Source organism: Marixanthomonas spongiae, assembly GCF_003095375.1.
Taxonomy (GTDB): Bacteria; Bacteroidota; Bacteroidia; order Flavobacteriales; family Flavobacteriaceae; genus Marixanthomonas; species Marixanthomonas spongiae.
Window position 1 is genome coordinate 221,935 of sequence record NZ_QEHR01000002.1, and the last position, 18,911, is coordinate 240,845.

Here is an 18,911-nt window from a genome sequence, read left to right on the forward strand (position 1 = left end):
GTCGATAACCTAACAATCACTTAAAAGACGGTTCGCAATACAGAATGTTTCACTTTTTGGCAGCTTTAACATATAAATAACAAACCCGGAACACAAGGCTCCGGGTTTATGACTTTGTTGCTAATATTAACACTAACCATCAACGTAAAAATTTCACAACAAAGTCGAAATTAATGCTACTCAATAGACGAGCCTGCCTCCACTATGTTACACAAATGTTGGTTTTTAACATAGTTTTAGCGAAAGTTGGCGGGTTGCACTGTATATTCAATACCGAAAAAACTACAGCATTATGAAAAAAACACTTGTTTTGGGCGCCAGTTTAAAGCCGTCGCGGTATTCTAATCTTGCCATAAATAGATTGGTGAACAACAACCATCCTGTCGAAGCAGTGGGCCTGCGCAAAGGCGAAGTGGCCGGGGTGCAAATATCCACGGAAAAGAGGGGTTTTAAAAACATCGATACCGTTACCTTGTATTTAAACCCAAAACGGCAAGAGGAATATTACGATTATATTATATCACTGAAGCCCAACCGGGTAATTTTTAACCCTGGAACCGAAAATCCTGAATTTTACGATCTTCTGAAAAAAAACAACATCGAAGTTGAAGTGGCCTGTACCTTAGTTCTTTTGGCGTCTAATCAATATTAGGCCCAAAAAGGTCAAAGCGCCGTTTACGATCAACAGTTCGTAATTAAAGTGGTAGCCGCCTATGTACTCTGGGGGGATGCTTCCTATAAAAAAGGTAATGGCTACAGAGAGGATGGCGACTAACCATACCCATTTGTCCTTTATCTGCATCTTGGTGAAGATACCAAAGGCAAATAGTCCCAATAACGGGCCGTAGGTGTAACTGGCGGCTTTCAGCAATAGATCGATCACGCTGCTATCCAACAAGTATTTAAACGCGATGATCACGATGACCAATAGCACGCTAACCCCTATATGCACTTGTTTGCGAATGCTTTTTTGGTGCTTTACTTCTTTTCGTTCAATGCCCAAAAAGTCAATGCAAAAACTCGTGGTGAGCGAAGTAAGGGCACTATCGGCACTGGAATAGGCAGCAGCGATCAAGCCTAATAGGAACATAATGCTAAGCCCCAATCCCATTCCGCCGTTCAGGGCAATCTCGGGAAATAGCAGGTCTGTTTTTTCTTTTCCATCGAGCATAGGCACGCCAATCCCGTTTTGTTGGGCATAGACAAAAAGCAATGCGCCTAAGAAAAGAAACAATAAGTTAACCGGAATAAACACAAAACTGTAGGAGAGCACGTTTTTTTGGGCGTCTTTCAAGCTTTTGCAGGTCAGGTTTTTCTGCATCATATCTTGGTCGAGCCCCGTCATACAAATGGTGATGAACATCCCACCAAAAAATGATTTCCAAAAATAATTTTTATCCAAAAAGCTGTCCATAAAAAACGTTTTGGTGTAGGGGGCTATTTCAGGGGCCGAAAAGAGCTCGGCAAAGGTCCAGTTCAGTTCGTCTTTAACGAAGTAAATCGCTATCACGACCGAGCCCAGCATGAACAGGGTTTGGAGTGTATCGGTCCAGACGATGGTCTTAATGCCGCCACGCGCGGTGTAAATCCAGATCAATAAAATAGAGAGGATAACCGTAATGAAAAAAGGAACGTTCCAAGCCTCAAAAACAAAATACTGCAATACGGTAGCCACTAAAAACAGCCGGAACGAGGCTCCCAGAACCCGCGATACAAAAAAGAAAAACGCTCCTGTTTTATAGCTTACAATGCCAAAACGATTATTCAGATATTGGTAGATGGAGGTGACGTTCATTCGGTAATAGATAGGCAACAAAACAAAGGTGATGACAAAATACCCCACCAAATAGCCCAAGACCACTTGCATGTAGCTAAACTGCGAATCCTTCACCCAACCGGGCACCGAGATAAACGTAACCCCAGAGAGCGATGCGCCTACCATTCCAAAGGCCACGATGTACCAAGGTGATTTCCCTTCGGCTTTAAAAAAGGCTTCGTTGCTATCGTTCTTTCCGGTGAAATAGGAAATAAGCATCAAAATCCCAAAATACCCCGCAATCAATAAAAGAATGTGTAAAGGCTGCATAAAATGTTAGGCTTATTGTAAGAATGGGTCAAAAATACAAAGTTTAACGAGCTGTGAAACTTTATTTTTGATTACATTTGGAAACTTTATGTAAAATTAGTCTTATTACCCTTTTAACTTATTGAAATGATGCGTTTTAAACTTTTACTTATTGCTGTTTTTGCCCTTATGGCAACGACGGCATTTTCTCAAGAATATTTGAAAATGATCGATGCCGGTACCTATAAAGTACAGGATATAATCGACAGTGCCGAAACCTATTTCGCTGGAAAGGACAAAGGCCGTGGCACAGGCTACAAACAATTTAAACGTTGGGAATACAATGCCTTGCGCCTTCAGAATGAAAATGGATACATCACTCCAGCTGTCGAAAATATAAAAGAGCTGCAACGCTACAATGCTTATTTAAACCGAACAGCCGATTCCAGGGAAGTATTAAATGACAACTGGACCGAATTGGGGCCAACAAACTGGAACGCAACCTCAGGATGGAACCCTGGTGTAGGCCGAATTACCGGTTTTGCGGTTGAAGCTGCCAACAACGACCATATAATCATTGGAGCCAATACAGGTGGCGTGTGGAAAACCACCAACGGCGGCCAGGACTGGACCCCGTTGAACGACAACTTTACCAATTTGAGCGTCTATGCCGTAACCATGGATCCTACAGACGCTGATACGTATTTTTTCGGTTCTACGAGCGGGATGATCTTTAAATCAACCGATGCTGGCGCTACTTGGAACCTATTGGCAGACATTAGCAACTCACTCATCAATAAAATAGTGATCAATCCCGATAACACGGACATAATTTTTGCATCTTCCCAAAACGCAGGCACCTATAGAAGTACCGATGGCGGTGCCAACTGGCAACAGGTAACCTCCGATTCAAGGTCGTACGATGTAGAATTTAAAGCAGATGACACCTCTGTGGTGTATGCTTCCGGAAATGGATTTTACAAATCGACTGATGGTGGGGCTACCTTCACCCAAGTGGGAGGGTTTAGCAGCGGCCCAAAAATGATCGGTGTTTCGGCCGATGACAGTTCGGTGGTTTATGTTTTGGAAGCCACTAACGGAGGAACCTTTGGCGGTTTTTATGTTTCGAACGATGCAGGCGATAGTTTTACAGAGCTGAACCATTCGGGCAAAAACTATTTTGGTTACAGTACCACCGCACAGGACAACAGAGGGCAAGCGCCAAGGGATATGGACATAGCCGTAAACCCAACAGATGCAAGTGAGGTTCATATTGCAGGTATTTTAACGTGGCGTTCAACCAATGGAGGAGTTACCTTTAATATAACTTCAGACTGGATTCCAGGTAATGCTGCTGGAGCAAACATAGGATACTGTCATGCCGATGTGGATGTTATGGAATTCGTAGGCACCACCTTGTTTTTAGGAACTGATGGCGGAATTTTTAAAGCCGATGACACCAATAACGTGAATGCCAATTACTACACCGACCTAACTGAAGGGCTCGGCATTCGCCAGTTTTATAAAATAGGCGTTTCGCAAACCCCAGACATTATCGTTACCGGAGGTTCTCAAGATAATGGGTCTTCGGTGTATACAGAAGTCACAGGTTGGAGAGACTGGCTGGGTGCCGATGGTATGGAAGGTTTTGTGGATTATGACAATTCAAACTACCTATATGGAACATCACAAAATGGAGTCTTATACCGTTCATCGAATGGTGGAGCGAGCTATGTAGGGCTTAACGAGCCTGCTTCCGGAAATTGGGTCACCCCATTTGAACAGGATCCCGTAGTGCCTGCAACATTATATACAGGTTACGGTAGGGTATATAAATCAGTAAACAGAGGAAATAGCTGGTCGTCAATATCCCAAAGCTTTGGAGGGAATTTAGATAACTTAAAAATAGCGCCTTCTAATAATCAAGTGATGTATGCCAGTAGGTCATCTACATTTTATAAAACTAATGACGGCGGTGCTACAAATTGGGATAGTAATACAATTCAAGGCAGTGGTAGGATAAACTATATTGCCGTACATCCTACAAACCCAAACAAAGTTGCTGTAGCCGTTGCAAGTAATAATAAAGTGATGGTGTCTAACGATGGCGGTGAAACTTGGGAAGGGTATCGTAAAAACCTACCAAATTTTAGCGCGCTTTCAATAGTTTGGGACGATAATGGCGCCGATGGACTCTATTTGGGAATGAACTACGGAATTTATTACATCGACAACGAACTGAACGAATGGCAACCATACGGCAACAACATCCCGAATGTTCAGGTAAACGAATTGGAGATCAACAACGAAACCGACATGATTTATGCCGCAACCTACGGAAGAGGCCTTTGGGCATCGCCTGTTGAAGTACCTACCTTGGGGGTTGAGGATAAGATTTCTGAAGAAAACATACAGATTTTTCCAAACCCAGCAAATGATGAGCTGAACTTAAAACTATCGCAGAACCTGGAAGCTGATATCCGTATTTTTGATACCCTCGGAAAATTGGTGGTGTATCAACCAAACGTTTCGATTACCGGAACACACACAATACCTGTTTCAGGTTTAAACAAAGGAATTTACTTTGTAAGGCTCAATACCGAAGCAGGAACGGTGACCAAAAAATTCATTAAAAATTAAATACAATTATAATGTTTAAAAATGCTTCAGGAATGGTATATTTCTGAAGCATTTTTTTATCTTACCATAACGCATGGAATTTTCTTCAAAATTATTGGAAAACGCTGTAAACGAAGTGTCCCAGCTTCCGGGCATTGGAAAACGCACCGCCCTTAGGTTGATGTTGCATTTGTTGCGGCAGCCCGAAAACCAAACGCGGCAACTTTCAGAAAGCTTGTGGAAAATGCGGGAAGAGATAAATTTTTGCGCCAATTGCCATAATATTTCAGATAAAAAACTGTGCGAAATATGTGCTAACCCGAACCGAGTTGAAGAAATTGTTTGTGTGGTCGAAGACATCCGAGACGTCATGGCGATTGAAAACACCAGCCAGTACAAAGGCCACTACCACGTGCTGGGCGGTAAAATTTCACCAATGGACGGCATGGGACCCGGCGAGCTCAACATCCATTCGTTGGTTGAAAAAGTGAAAGCAGGAACGGTACAGGAACTTATTTTTGCCTTGAGTTCCACTATGGAAGGCGATACCACCAATTTCTATATCTTTAAGCAAATTGAACCCTACAACATAACCACCACAACCATTGCCCGCGGTATTTCGGTAGGGGATGAGCTGGAATATGCAGACGAAGTGACCTTGGGCCGCAGCATCGTGAACCGCATTCCGTTTGAAACCTCTTTAAAAAACCAATAACGTTTGAAGCTTTCCGTAGTCATCCTTAACTATAACGTACGGTATTTTCTGCACCAATGCATCGTGAGCGTACAACGGGCCGTTACAAACATTGACGCAGAAATCATCGTGATCGACAACGCCTCGCCAGATGACAGTTGCCAAATGGTAAAAGAGCTTTTTCCTGAAATCACGCTGATTGAAAACAAAGAAAATGTAGGCTTCAGCAAGGCGAACAACCAAGCCGTAGCAGTCGCCAAAGGAGAATACGTGTGTATTTTAAATCCAGATACTGCCGTGGCCGAAGGAACGTTTGAAAAATGCCTGGGTATTTCAGAGTCTTCCAAAAAAATAGGAGCGGTCGGGGTCTATCTTTTAGACGGTACGGGCAATTTCCTTCCCGAAAGCAAACGCAACATCCCCACGCCTTGGGTCTCGTTGTTGAAAATATTGGGCCTGACTAAAAAATATTATGCCACAAGGGTTTCAAAAAACGCAACAGCCCCAGTGCCCGTATTGGTGGGGGCATTTATGTTTTTAAAACGCAGCGTGTACAACCAAGTGGGCGGCTTTGATGAAGATTACTTTATGTATGGCGAAGACATCGACCTTTCCTATAAAATTGAACAAGCGGGCTACAACAATTATTACATTGGTGCTACCGAAACCTTGCACTACAAAGGGGAAAGCACCCAGAAAGATGCTGCGTACCTGGATCGGTTTTATGGAGCGATGCAGATCTTTTACAAAAAGCACTTTAATTCCAACGTGCTGCTGAATGCTTCAGTGAATACGGGGGTATCGTTGGCGAAAAGGGTAAAAGGTTCTTCTTCCGAAAAAAGAAAAAAACAGGATCTTACACCCAAAAAAGCCATTGTGTTGACCGAAAACCTGCAATTGCTGAAATCGCTTTCAGAAACAATAGGCATTCCCTTAACGGCCTCTTCCAAAACAATTTTTCAGGAAACGGAATTGACAAACACTTTGTTCATCTTTGATGTGGACTATATGCCTTACCGGCAGATTTTTATGGTGATGCGCAAGTTCAAAAACCAGGACAACCAATTCAGGATACGCCCGCCGGGCTGTAATTTTATAATTGGCAGCGATAAAAGCGACGAAAAAGGCAGCGTTCTTGTATTTTAAGGTTTTTGAAACATAAAACGATTAAAATTTGATTAATTTTGCACCGTTAAATCGAAAAAAACCACTTGCACAACGTTATGGCAAAATTTGAATTGAAACTACCTAAAATGGGCGAAAGTGTTGCTGAGGCAACCGTTACAAACTGGCTTAAAGAAGTAGGCGATACCATAGAGGCCGATGAGGCCGTTCTAGAAATCGCTACCGATAAAGTGGACAGTGAAGTCCCCAGCGAAGTGGATGGCGTTTTAGTTGAAAAATTGTTCGACACAGACGATGTGGTGCAAGTAGGGCAAACCATTGCCATTATAGAAACCGAAGGCGATGGCAGTGAAGAAACCAGTACCCCCGAATCGTCAACCGTAGAAACCAAACCGGACAAGGAAATGGTAGATGCCGTTGCCGAAAAGGTGGAAACCGCAAAACAAACCACACAAGCCGAAATAGAAAGCAGCGACGAGCGCTTCTACTCACCCCTGGTAAAGAATATAGCCAAAGAAGAAGGTATATCTCAATCGGAACTGGATTCCATTTCAGGAACCGGAAAAGACGGCCGCGTCACCAAAAACGATATGTTGGCCTATGTTGAAAACAGAGGCGAACAACCAGCGCAGCCTAAACAGGAAACCGCTCAACAGCCTGCAGCATCAAAACCGGCACCGGCACCAAAACCTGCCGTTTCGGTAAATGGGGAGGATGAGGTGATCGAAATGACCCGTATGGGCAAAATGATCTCCAAGCACATGGTCGATAGCGTGCAAACGTCAGCACACGTGCAGTCCTTCGTGGAATGCGACGTGACCAATATCTGGAACTGGCGCAACAAAGTGAAAGGCGATTTTGCAAAGCGCGAAGGCGAAAAGCTCACCTTTACGCCCATCTTTATGGAAGCCGTTGCCAAAGCATTGAAAGACTACCCGTTGATGAACATTGCTGTTGACGGTGATAAAATAATAAAACGTAAAAACGTAAACCTGGGTATGGCAGCTGCCTTACCAGATGGCAACTTGATTGTTCCGGTCATTAAAAATGCAGATCAACTTAACTTGGTTGGGATGAGCAAAGCGGTGAACGATTTAGCGAACCGTGCTCGTCAAAACAAATTAAAACCTGACGAAATTCAAGGCGGAACCTACACGGTGACCAATGTGGGGACCTTTGGCAGCATTATGGGAACGCCTATTATCAACCAGCCACAAGTGGGTATTTTGGCACTCGGCGCCATTCGCAAAGTGCCGGCGGTTATTGAAACCCCAGAAGGCGACTTCATCGGCATCCGGTACAAGATGTTCCTCTCCCACAGTTATGACCACCGTGTGGTAAATGGTGCCTTGGGCGGCCAGTTTGTAAAAGCCGTGGCCGATTACCTGGAGGCTTGGGATGTGAATAGAGACATATAAGTTAAGTTTTTTGGCGAAATATCCTTCGGAAATAAATACTTCCGAGGCCATTCAACTTTTAAAACCCTGAAACCAAATTATGGAATTAAACCTAACCAAACCTATTTGTTTTTTCGACCTGGAAACCACCGGGACCAATGTGGCCAAAGATAGGATTGTGGAAATTTCCATCTTGAAAGTATTCCCCAACGGAAACAAAGAAAGCCATACGTGGCGCGTAAATCCTGAGATGCCCATACCGCCTTCTACTACAGCTGTTCACGGTATTACCAACGAAATGGTGGAAAACGAACCTACCTTTAAAGAACTGGCGCATAAAGTGCAGGAGTTGATGAAAGACAGCGACTTGGCCGGCTATAACAGCAACCGGTTCGATATCCCGTTATTGGCCGAAGAACTGTTGCGAGCCGAAGTGGATTTTGACCTAAAAAAAGCAAAAGCGGTAGATGTACAGACCATATTCCATAAAAAGGAAAAACGCACCTTGGAAGCGGCGTTCAAATTTTATTGCGATAAAGACTTGACCGATGCCCACAGCGCCGAAGCCGATACCAATGCCACTTACGAAGTGTTGAAAGCCCAGTTGGACCGTTATGAGGATGTAGAAAACGACATTAACTTCCTTTCCACCTTTAGTGCCCATAAAAACTACGCAGATTTTGCTGGGTTTGTAGGGTATAATAAACAAGGCGAAGAAGTGTTCAGTTTCGGAAAGCACAGAGGCAAAAAAGTAACCGATATCATTGAAAAAGAACCCGGCTATTTTGGTTGGCTGTTAAATGCGGACTTTCCATTATACACCAAAAAAGTGCTGACCCGCATCAAATTAAGCCAATTAAACAATAAATTGTAGTTAATCCCCTTTTGAAGCGCCGCATTGCGCGCAATCGAAGCGGGTCAAGGAGATATTTGCTCCTGTATTTGAGACTTTGACAATAATGAAAATAATTTGCGTAGGCCGGAATTATACCGATCATATTTCTGAATTAAAAAACGAGAAACCAACAGACCCCGTCCTGTTTTTAAAACCCGACACGGCCATCTTGTTGAAGAAACAACCTTTTTTTATCCCCCATTTTTCCGAAGAAGTCCATCACGAAGTGGAAATTTTGGTTAAGATCAATAAAATAGGAAAGCACATAGACCGTAAATTCGCCCATAAATATTATGATGAAATAGGTCTGGGCATTGATTTTACAGCGCGGGACCTTCAGGCTGAGCTAAAGGGAAAGGGATTGCCTTGGGAAAAAGCAAAGGCTTTTGACGGTGCCGCCGTGATAGGTAATTTTCTGCCAAAAGAAACGTTTAAAGATATAGATGATATTTCTTTCAGCTTAGAAAAAAACGGTGAAACCGTTCAAAAAGCGTCCACAAAAATGATGTTGTGGAAAATCGACGAGCTGATAGAATACATTTCAAAATATTTTACATTAAAAATAGGAGATGTTATCTTTACCGGAACCCCCTCGGGCGTGGCAAAAGTTCAGGCCGAAGACCGTTTGGATGGGTACATTGAAGGCAAACAGCTATTCTCCATAAAAGTTAAATAGATGAGCAAGCATTATTCCAAAGAAAAAATAAAAGAAGTGGCCGGTGGCGATGAGGATTTTATGGCTGTGGTGGCCCAAACTTTTTTAGAAGAAATACCGCCCGATTTAACAGCCTTGGAAGAAGCGGTGAGCAATGATAACAAAGAGTTGGCGTATCAATTTGCACATAAAATGAAGCCCAATTTCGAAATGTTCGGTGTTGCGGTTACCAAAGAGGTATTGGCCATTGAATCGTGGACCAAAACAACTAAAAAACCCAGTGCCATAGAACAAAAACTGGCGCATGTGGTCACTACCGTAAAAACTGTTTTAAAAGAGCTTCAAGAAGATTTCGATTTATAAATGTTAGCCGAGATAATCACCATTGGCGATGAGATACTCATTGGGCAAATTGTAGATACCAATTCTGCTTACATCAGTAAAGAGCTAAACCGCATCGGGGTTCAGGTATATCAAATAACCTCCATTCAAGATGACCGCCAGCACATACTCCGTGCTTTGGAAGATGCTAAGAAGCGCGCGGACATCGTTATTGTAACCGGCGGTTTGGGCCCTACCAAAGATGACATCACCAAAGAGACCTTTTGTGAGTATTTTAACGACACTTTGGTCGAGAGTCCCGAAGTACTTCAGAACATCCAAAACATTTTTTCAAAATACATTAAAAAGAAACCCTTGCCCGCCAATATAAGGCAGGCGATGGTGCCTTCAACAGCCCAGGTGCTTCAGAATCCAAACGGGACCGCTCCCGGAATATGGATGGAAAAAGACAATACGGTATTCGTTTCCCTGCCCGGCGTGCCCTATGAAATGAAACACCTGCTTACCGATGAAGTATTTCCACGAATCATAAAAAAATACAACCGTCCCTATATTTACCACAAAACCCTATTGACATACGGTTTGGGCGAAAGTGCCGTTGCCGAGCGCATCGAGGAATGGGAAGACAATTTGCCAAAGAACATAAAACTGGCCTATCTGCCTTCTTTGGGCAGGGTCCGGTTGAGGCTGTCATCCACAGGCAAGGATAAAGATGAACTGGAAGAAGCCGTAAACTCCAAAATGAACGAACTCCGCCAGCTGCTGGACGATATTGCCGTAGGCTTTGAAGATGAAACAAATATTGTGGAGCGCATAGCCTCACTGTTGACGCAACGAAAACAAACCCTCAGCCTGGCCGAAAGCTGCACCGGAGGTTCCATTGTAAAAGAAATCACGGCCATTCCTGGAGCTTCGGCCTATTTAAAGGGAAGTGTGGTGCCTTACGAAACCCATAAAAAGGTCTCGGTTTTGGGCATCGATAAAACTTTGATAGAACAACATACCGTGGTAAGTGCTCCTGTGGCACAAGCTATGGCCAAACAGGCCAATAAACTTTTTGAAACCGATTATGCCGTGGCAACCACTGGCATTGCAGGCCCTACCAAAGGTGATGGCGATGATGAAGTGGGCACGGTGTTCATTGCAATTGCGTCACCAATGAGGGTGGAGTGCCAAAAATTTAGCTTTGGCAACCACCGCGAACGGGTGATACTAAAAGCAACCAACAAAGCCTTGGAACTGCTTCTAAAAGAAATTTTAAAAAACTAAATCTCTTTTATTGCGGATACCAATAAAATTATTTAAATTTGCACCCTGTTTAAAAATAACTATAAACAATAAGGTAATGTCAAGAGTTTGTGAGCTTACGGGCAAAAGAGCAATGGTAGGGAACAACGTGTCCCACGCGATGAACAAAACCAAGCGCAAGTTTAATGTGAATTTGGTTAAAAAACGCTTTTACATTCCTGAAGAAGATAAGTGGTTAACTCTTAAAGTATCTACTTCAGTGTTAAAAGACATCAATAAAAAAGGTATTTATGCAGTTGTTAAAGAAGCTCGCGCAAAAGGCTTCCTTAACAAATAATTGCACTAACGTATAAAGTCGGTAACAATGGCTAAAAAAGGAAACAGAGTACAGGTAATCTTAGAATGTACAGAGCACAAAAACACGGGTAAACCAGGTACCTCGCGGTACATTACCACCAAAAATAAAAAGAACACTCCGGACAGGTTAGAGTTGAAAAAGTTCAACCCTATCCTTAAAAAGATGACTGTCCACAAAGAGATAAAATAATTGAGTTATGGCAAAGAAATCAGTAGCATCATTACAAACAGGATCTAAGCGACTTACGAAAGCCATTAAAATGGTGAAGTCAGAAAAAACAGGAGCCTATACTTTTGTGGAGTCTATTATGGCACCAGATCAAGTAAACGATTGGTTAAACAAAAAATAACCAATATAAAATAATATACAGAAAGCCACTTTTTTACGAAGGTGGCTTTTTGTATTTTTAAACGATTATCTTTACAAAATCATATTTGGGCGTGCCCCTAAATCGGGTCGGGCTTTCGTCGCTACAAGCCTGCCTGCCGCAGGCAGGATAGCGTACTCAATCCCTGCCTACCTTGCGGTAACAGCAGGCAGGCCTCACGCAAAACCGAGCTTAACTAACAAAACTATGAGCCTTTTTAAAAAAATATTCTCAAAAGAAAAAAAGGAAACCCTGGATAAAGGGCTGGAAAAATCGAAAACCTCTTTTTTCGATAAACTATCCAAAGCCGTTGCCGGTAAAAGCAAAGTAGATGACGATGTTCTTGACGATTTGGAAGAAGTGCTCGTAACCAGTGACGTGGGCGTAAACACTACCCTAAAAATTATAGAACGTATTGAACAGCGGGTAGCGAAAGATAAATATTTGGGTACCGATGAGCTTAACCAGATCCTTCGCGAAGAAATCGCTGGTCTTTTAAGCGAGATTGATTCGGGCAATGCCACCCAATTTGAAGTCCCCGAACGTTCCGGACCACACGTAATTATGGTCGTGGGCGTTAATGGCGTAGGCAAAACAACGACCATTGGCAAATTGGCCTATCAATTTAAGAAAGCCGGAAAAAAAGTAGTGTTGGGCGCGGCCGATACGTTTAGGGCAGCGGCCATTGACCAATTGCAAATCTGGGCAGACCGTACCGATGTGCCCATTATAAAACAAAGCATGGGCAGCGACCCCGCCAGCGTGGCCTTTGACACCCTACAAAGTGCCGTCAATCAAAACGCCGATGTCGTTCTTATCGATACTGCAGGAAGGTTACATAACAAAGTAAATTTAATGAATGAGCTTTCAAAGGTTAAGCGCGTCATGCAGAAGGTAATTCCAGATGCACCTCACGACGTGTTGTTAGTGTTGGACGGTTCAACCGGGCAAAATGCTTTTGAACAAGCCAAACAATTTACCAATGCCACCGAAGTTACCTCACTGGCCGTGACCAAACTGGACGGTACCGCAAAAGGCGGTGTGGTCATCGGTATTAGCGACCAATTTAAAATCCCCGTAAAATACATAGGCGTAGGCGAAGGCGTGGAAGACCTGCAGGTTTTCAACAAATTCGAGTTTGTGGATTCGTTTTTTAAGTAAACCCTCAATCCTAATGTGATTTTTTATCTGCCGATAGACAGATAAGGTTGTGATTTATGATTTTTTTATTTGGAATTTGTGATTTCATCCCGTATTGCTTTCTTATTAATTAACGGTATCTTTGCCCACTTTTTAAAGGATAAAATTGGCAGGTTAATGTAAACCAAAATTCATAATTCATAATTTTGAATTCATAATTAAAAGAAATGCGCACCAAAACCCTAAAGAAAAATAAAATAAACGTAGTAACCCTCGGTTGCTCCAAAAATGTATACGACAGCGAAGTGCTCATGGGGCAATTGCGTGCCAATAAAAAAGAGGTGGTTCACGAAGAGGAAGGCAATATCGTGGTGATCAATACCTGTGGTTTTATCGCGAATGCCAAAGAAGAAAGCGTGAATACCATTTTGGAGTATGTCAATAAAAAAGAAGAAGGCATTGTAGATAAGGTGTTCGTTACCGGCTGCCTTTCTGAACGCTACAAACCCGATCTGCAAAAAGAAATCCCAAACGTAGATCAATACTTCGGAACAACTGAGCTGCCCGGTTTATTAAAAGCATTGGGTGCCGATTATAAACACGAATTGGTTGGTGAGCGCTTAACTACTACGCCAAAAAACTATGCCTATTTAAAAATCGCCGAAGGTTGTGACCGCCCGTGTTCGTTTTGCGCCATTCCCTTAATGCGCGGAAAACACAAGAGTACACCCATTGAAGATTTGGTGACCGAAGCCGAAAAATTGGCCGCCAACGGCGTAAAGGAACTAATCTTAATCGCCCAAGACCTTACCTATTACGGGCTCGACCTGTATAAAAAACGAAACCTGGCCGAACTGCTCAAAAACCTAGTAAAAGTGGAAGGCATTGAGTGGATTCGGTTGCATTATGCCTTCCCCACCGGCTTTCCAATGGATGTGTTGGATGTCATGCGGGAAGAGCCAAAGGTTTGTGATTATATCGATATCCCGTTGCAGCACATTTCTGACCATATCCTGAAATCGATGCGTCGCGGAACTACCTATGAGAAGACAACCAATCTTTTAAAAGATTTCAGAAAATACGTCCCTAATATGGCCATTCGGACCACACTTATTGTTGGGTACCCGGGAGAAACCGAAGAAGATTTCCAGTTACTTAAAAACTGGGTAGAAGAAATGCGCTTTGAACGGTTGGGCTGTTTTACCTATTCACATGAAGAAAATACACACGCTTTCAATTTAGAAGACGATGTGCCCGAAGACGTAAAAATGGAACGCGCCAATGAGATAATGGCCATCCAGTCACAAATTTCATGGGAACTGAACCAGCAGAAAATTGGTAAGGAATTCCGTGTTTTGATCGATAGAAAAGAAGGAAGCTATTACGTGGGCCGCACCGAATTTGACAGCCCAGACGTGGATAACGAAGTATTGATCAATGCAGAAGAAGGTTATTTAAGGACCGGTGAGTTTTTTACCGTAAAAATAACCGCCGCTGAAGATTTTGATCTCTATGGAGAAGTGGTAAAACGCTAATAAAATGATGAGAGTTTCTTTTATAGTATTCCTATTTCTTTTTATTTCATGTAAAAACGAGGATAAAACCACTTCTACTGAAGTAACTAAAGAAGTTCAATTAATATCCAATCCTACTGGGCCAAACAGTTCATTGCCAAGATTGTTCAGTAATGGAGAGTCTCTTTTCTTATCGTACGTAACGAAACGGGACAGCCTTTCAACCTTATATTATTCAAAGTATAAATCTAAAAATTGGCAGGAGCCTATTGCGGTTAGCTCCGGGACAGATTGGTTTGTAAATTGGGCAGATTTCCCGGTAATAGCTGAAAATAACGGTGTTGTTTTAACAAGTCACCTACAAAAATCAGCAAAAGGGACCTATACGTATGATGTGAAATTAGACCTTTACAATTCCGAAGAAAAAAACTGGAAGAATGATTTTCTTCTTCATAATGATGGTACAAAAAGCGAACACGGTTTTGTTTCGATGATACCAAGCAAAAACGGTTTTTTTGTAACGTGGCTTGATGGGCGAAATACTGCTGGTACAGGTCATGAGAACCACGATTCGCATAAGGAAAGTGGTGCCATGACGTTGCGAAGTGCTTCAGTTGATTTTGAAGGGAAAATTATAAACGATATTGAATTGGATGCTCGTGTTTGTGATTGCTGCGGAACTTCGTCGGCTATGACCAATACTGGTCCTATTGTTGCGTATCGTGATAGAAGTGAAAATGAAATCAGGGATATTTCAGTAATCCGTTTTAAGGACGGAAAACCACTGCCATCTCAAACCATTGGTGACGATAACTGGGAAATTCCCGGTTGTCCTGTAAACGGACCTTCAATAGCTGCTATTAAAAATACGGTTGCGGTAGGTTGGTTTACTGCCGTTAAAGGAGAAGGAAAGGTACAACTAATATTTTCCGAAAATAACGGAGTTAATTTTGGAAAACCTATTAGGATCGATACTGAAAATGCCACCGGAAGAGTGGAAGTGGTGATGCTTTCAGAAAAAGATGCTGCTATCGTTTGGATGGAACCACAAGGGGAAGATGAAGTTGTGAAAGTTAGAAAAGTGAGTACTTCGGGTAGTACTGGAAAACCAGTTTTGGTTACAAAAATCAGTGCCGAACGTGCTAGCGGATTTCCACAGATGGTAAAAATGAACAATAAATTATTTTTTGCTTGGACAGAAACCAACGGTCCAAAAATAGTTAAGACAGCCAAATTGGATATCGAAAACTTACAGCAATAGTCTCTTTTCAAAATTGGAAAGGAAATCTACAAATCGTATCTTTATGATATGAAAAATCGATTTAGATTCCCAAAATGGACCGTAACTGCAATAACGGTGCTGCTTGTCATTTTAATAATTGTAACCTTCATCCTTAAACAAAACAATCCCGATTGGCAGTTTGGCGATGCCTTTTTACTCACGCAGGCAATAGCATTGGTCATACAGCTTGTCTTGAACGGTATAAACTGGCGTTCGAACAAAAAAATCGTGATTTTGACCACCCTTTTTATAAGTGCCACCGTGATGGCCTCGATTATATGGCAGTTTATCAGCTATAATTTAGTCTTTAATTAATGGCTAAGAAACTGCTCATTATAGGCCACACCTTTCCTGAGCCTAACACAACGGCCGCGGGATCAAGAATGCTGCAACTAATTAGATTATTTCAAGAAGATGGGTATGCAGTAACATTTGCCAGCACGGCAAGTCAAGGTGAAAATTCTGCAGATTTAAAAAGCTTAGGAATTACTTCGGAAACAATCCAGCTCAACAACAGTTCTTTTGATGAATTTCTTCTGAAGCTGAATCCAACTATTGTGCTTTTTGATCGCTTTATTACCGAAGAGCAATTTGGCTGGAGCGTTTCTGAAACCTGTCCCAAAGCTGTAAAAATTTTGGATACAGAAGACTTGCATTTCCTTCGGAAAGCACGCGAAACAGCAATAAAAAAAGACAAACCTGTTGAACAAGCCAATTTGTTCACTGAAACGGCCAAACGGGAATTGGCCAGTATGTGGCGCTGCGATCTATCACTCATTATTTCAGAAACCGAAATGACGCTGTTACAAAAGACCTTTTCCATTCCGAAAGATATATTGTTTTATCTTCCTTTTTTACTTTCTCCCATTTCAGAAGAGGAAAGTCAAAATCTCCCAGTTTTTGAGGAAAGAGAGCATTTTATTACCATTGGCAATTTGTTGCATGCGCCCAATGTGGATTCGGTTAAAATCCTGAAAAAAGAAATCTGGCCACAACTTAAAGTAAAACTTCCAAAAGCTGAACTGCATATTTTTGGTGCGTATGCTCCCCAACAAATAAAGGAATTGCACAACGGGAAAGAAGGGTTTTTAATCAAAGGTTGGGCAGCAGATGGCCATGACGTGATGCAACAGGCCAGGATATGCTTGGCGCCCATTCGGTTTGGGGCTGGTTTAAAAGGGAAGTTGTTCGATGCCATGCAATGTGGGACGCCTTTTGTAACTACCAAAATAGGAGCGGAGGGAATTTATAACTTTTCTGAAAAAATTAATAACGACGAAGCTAATTGGAGCGATTTTATAAATACAGCCATCACGTTATATACCGATGAAAAAGCTTGGTTAGAAAACCAAAATCAAGGTTTTGAGACCCTTGTGAATCGATTTGATAAAACGCTGTTTATTAAACCTTTTTTAGAAAGAATTGAAACTATTAAAAGTAACCTACTTCAACATCGAAACAAACACTTTTTTGGGCAAATTTTACAGCACCACACCGCCCAAAGCACCAAGTTTATGGCCAAATGGATTGAAGAGAAGAACAGAAAAACTAAACCTCAAACGTCTCTACTTGTCCCCCGTCCGCGTGTTGCCGAAGCTTTAGCGGAGGCACAAGCTTTATAGCATAGGAGGAAGACCTTTGATTTGAGGTTTTTAACGAAAAAGTTGATAAAACAAACAGGCTTAGATTAGACCTCGCAGGTTTTAAAAACCTGTGAGGTCATCCGTTATAACTATAAAAAAGACAGCTCCATCTTTATAACATTTCGCACTAAGATGTGTCTGTCGCTTTTTCTGCCCATCTAGGTTTTCTATTCAATAGGTTCCGTTTTTATGTAGATCATTTCCTCTTTTTTATCCGTGTAGATATAGCGGTACTCGTGTTCTAAAAAACCAACACTGTAGTTTCGTATGGTTTTGTTTTCATCCAGATCTTCCATATATTTTTCTTTATCTACATAGGTATAGGTTGTTTCTGGATTTACGTTTTCTAAAACATCCAATTGCTTTGAAAGCACAAAAGTGATGGCTTCTGGTTTTTCTTTAAAATAAACAACATCCACTTCATTATATAATTCAGGATTGGGGCCAAAACCACCGGGCATCATTGTCTGTTGCATTAGCATCTGTTGTTGCCACATCATTTGATGCATAAAAAACCAGTTGTGGTTGTAATGGTAGCTTACCGCATCAACATAATCTATGGTTACCGAATAGTTGCCTTCTTTTGTATGATTAACTGCAACGGTGGATGTAATCTTGTTGCGTTTGGCCTGCTTTAAAAATGCTTTATAATCATCAGAAATTCCACCTTGTCCTAAATCCTCACTGAGAAGAAAACTCTTTTCTTCCATACCGGTAGTTAAATTGTTGATAGTTAGGTTTAAGTCCTTTTTTCCTATCACTACTGAAAATAGCCTGTCCTTTACTAAGTAGGAATTCCTGTCTTTAACTTTATCAAGCTTGTCAAGGTTAAATTCTTTTATAGAAAGAACTTTCGGGTTTTTTGGGTCTATTTCAAAAGTTTCTATAAAGTCTTTCCTTTCATCATTTTTAACAATGATAAATTTATCACTTTCATAATAAGCCTGAAATTCTGATATCGAACCATTTTTTACATATTCGTCTGTAAATACTTCTTCTATAGCTTCTTTAAAAAGTCTTCTCACTTCTTTTTGTGAAACTTCAGGAATCGGTACACTTTCAGAATGAATGGAATTGACGCTTTCCAGTTCGGTGACCGTGATATGCTCTCCTCTGCGATCTACTTCAAGGAAAATAGTTTTGTTGGGCAAACGGAAAATATGTTCCGGTTTTTCAAAATCATCCACTCGCTTACTGCTCGCATTTCCTGTTTCTATATCAAAATCAACAAGGGTCAATTGGTCATCCTGATAATTTAAAAGCGTAACGGTATTGGCGTTGTGATGGTATGAAATAATCTCCGGTATTTTATCGTAAGAGGTGGTCTCCAATTGTGTTATTTCTTGGTTGGCGTTTACATAAAAAGGTAACAAATCGTAGTTTCTGGTGTCCCTGTTTTTTGCTACCACTAGATGTATTGTAGCCTGTATGCCGATATTTACCGAATGTGTTTTTTCGAACTTATAGTTTTCCCCTAATGAAAAACTAAAAAGTTCATTTGCCGAGGTAATGGTGTAAGATGATAGAAAAATGAATAAAGAAAGTATTGTTTGTTTCATAAGTATGG

19 protein-coding genes are annotated in these 18,911 nt (G+C 41.7%); 17 read left to right on the forward strand and 2 right to left on the reverse strand.

The features are described 5' to 3' along the window. Positions 1–289 precede the first annotated feature (289 nt). Entirely contained in the window at positions 290–652 is a 363-nt protein-coding gene (locus DDV96_RS03595) for a CoA-binding protein (protein WP_165805968.1), read from the forward strand. Here DDV96_RS03595 and DDV96_RS03600 read toward each other — a convergent pair. After that, positions 623–2,086: a sodium:solute symporter gene (locus DDV96_RS03600; RefSeq protein WP_116693374.1), complete on the reverse strand. Its 1,464-nt coding sequence runs from the start codon at positions 2,084–2,086 to the stop codon at positions 623–625. The genes DDV96_RS03595 and DDV96_RS03600 overlap by 30 nt on opposite strands. Positions 2,087–2,212: 126 nt before the next feature. On the opposite strand from DDV96_RS03600, the gene DDV96_RS03605 reads away from it, so the two are divergent. From DDV96_RS03605 to DDV96_RS03680, 16 genes are all read left to right on the forward strand, one after another. Further along, positions 2,213–4,705, forward strand: coding sequence for a T9SS type A sorting domain-containing protein (locus tag DDV96_RS03605; RefSeq protein ID WP_116693375.1), 2,493 nt, complete (start codon positions 2,213–2,215; stop codon positions 4,703–4,705). Between the two features lie 73 nt (positions 4,706–4,778). Continuing rightward, a complete protein-coding gene (recR, locus tag DDV96_RS03610; protein ID WP_116693376.1) occupies positions 4,779–5,399 on the forward strand; it encodes a recombination mediator RecR in 621 nt (206 codons plus the stop codon). Positions 5,400–5,402: 3 nt separating this feature from the next. After that, positions 5,403–6,524 carry a glycosyltransferase family 2 protein gene (locus DDV96_RS03615; RefSeq protein ID WP_116693377.1) on the forward strand — a complete coding sequence of 374 codons (1,122 nt, stop codon included), beginning with the start codon at positions 5,403–5,405 and terminating at the stop codon, positions 6,522–6,524. 77 nt (positions 6,525–6,601) lie between these two features. Continuing rightward, complete coding sequence (locus tag DDV96_RS03620; protein ID WP_116693378.1) at positions 6,602–7,921, forward strand: dihydrolipoamide acetyltransferase family protein; 1,320 nt, start codon at positions 6,602–6,604, stop codon at positions 7,919–7,921. Positions 7,922–8,000: 79 nt separating this feature from the next. After that, positions 8,001–8,774 (forward strand): 3'-5' exonuclease, encoded by a 774-nt coding sequence (locus DDV96_RS03625; protein WP_116693379.1) that lies wholly within the window; start codon positions 8,001–8,003, stop codon positions 8,772–8,774. Positions 8,775–8,859: 85 nt separating this feature from the next. Further along, positions 8,860–9,471, forward strand: a complete 612-nt coding sequence (locus DDV96_RS03630) for a fumarylacetoacetate hydrolase family protein (RefSeq protein WP_116693380.1) — start codon at positions 8,860–8,862, stop codon at positions 9,469–9,471. Continuing rightward, the gene (locus DDV96_RS03635) at positions 9,472–9,813 is read left to right on the forward strand and encodes an Hpt domain-containing protein (RefSeq protein ID WP_116693381.1); all 342 of its coding nucleotides are present in this window, start codon (positions 9,472–9,474) and stop codon (positions 9,811–9,813) included. Further along, positions 9,814–11,061, forward strand: coding sequence for a competence/damage-inducible protein A (locus DDV96_RS03640; RefSeq protein ID WP_116693382.1), 1,248 nt, complete (start codon positions 9,814–9,816; stop codon positions 11,059–11,061). A 76-nt stretch (positions 11,062–11,137) separates the two neighbouring features. After that, positions 11,138–11,377 (forward strand): 50S ribosomal protein L28, encoded by a 240-nt coding sequence (gene rpmB, locus DDV96_RS03645; RefSeq protein ID WP_116693383.1) that lies wholly within the window; start codon positions 11,138–11,140, stop codon positions 11,375–11,377. Between the two features lie 27 nt (positions 11,378–11,404). Beyond that, positions 11,405–11,587 (forward strand): 50S ribosomal protein L33, encoded by a 183-nt coding sequence (gene rpmG, locus DDV96_RS03650; RefSeq protein WP_116693384.1) that lies wholly within the window; start codon positions 11,405–11,407, stop codon positions 11,585–11,587. A gap of 7 nt (positions 11,588–11,594) precedes the next feature. Further along, a complete protein-coding gene (locus DDV96_RS03655) occupies positions 11,595–11,747 on the forward strand; it encodes a DUF4295 domain-containing protein (protein ID WP_116693385.1) in 153 nt (50 codons plus the stop codon). A gap of 225 nt (positions 11,748–11,972) precedes the next feature. After that, positions 11,973–12,926 carry a signal recognition particle-docking protein FtsY gene (gene ftsY / locus DDV96_RS03660; protein WP_116693386.1) on the forward strand — a complete coding sequence of 318 codons (954 nt, stop codon included), beginning with the start codon at positions 11,973–11,975 and terminating at the stop codon, positions 12,924–12,926. Positions 12,927–13,132: 206 nt separating this feature from the next. Then, the gene (gene rimO, locus DDV96_RS03665; protein ID WP_116693387.1) at positions 13,133–14,440 is read left to right on the forward strand and encodes a 30S ribosomal protein S12 methylthiotransferase RimO; all 1,308 of its coding nucleotides are present in this window, start codon (positions 13,133–13,135) and stop codon (positions 14,438–14,440) included. Between the two features lie 4 nt (positions 14,441–14,444). After that, complete coding sequence (locus DDV96_RS03670) at positions 14,445–15,680, forward strand: hypothetical protein (RefSeq protein WP_116693388.1); 1,236 nt, start codon at positions 14,445–14,447, stop codon at positions 15,678–15,680. A 48-nt stretch (positions 15,681–15,728) separates the two neighbouring features. Then, positions 15,729–16,016, forward strand: a complete 288-nt coding sequence (locus DDV96_RS03675) for a hypothetical protein (RefSeq protein WP_116693389.1) — start codon at positions 15,729–15,731, stop codon at positions 16,014–16,016. Beyond that, positions 16,016–17,323 carry a glycosyltransferase gene (locus tag DDV96_RS03680; protein WP_116693390.1) on the forward strand — a complete coding sequence of 436 codons (1,308 nt, stop codon included), beginning with the start codon at positions 16,016–16,018 and terminating at the stop codon, positions 17,321–17,323. The genes DDV96_RS03675 and DDV96_RS03680 overlap by 1 nt, the downstream gene beginning before the upstream one ends. A 188-nt stretch (positions 17,324–17,511) precedes the next feature. On the opposite strand, the gene DDV96_RS03685 is transcribed toward DDV96_RS03680, so the two are convergent. After that, complete coding sequence (locus DDV96_RS03685; protein WP_116693391.1) at positions 17,512–18,903, reverse strand: hypothetical protein; 1,392 nt, start codon at positions 18,901–18,903, stop codon at positions 17,512–17,514. Positions 18,904–18,911 lie beyond the last annotated feature (8 nt).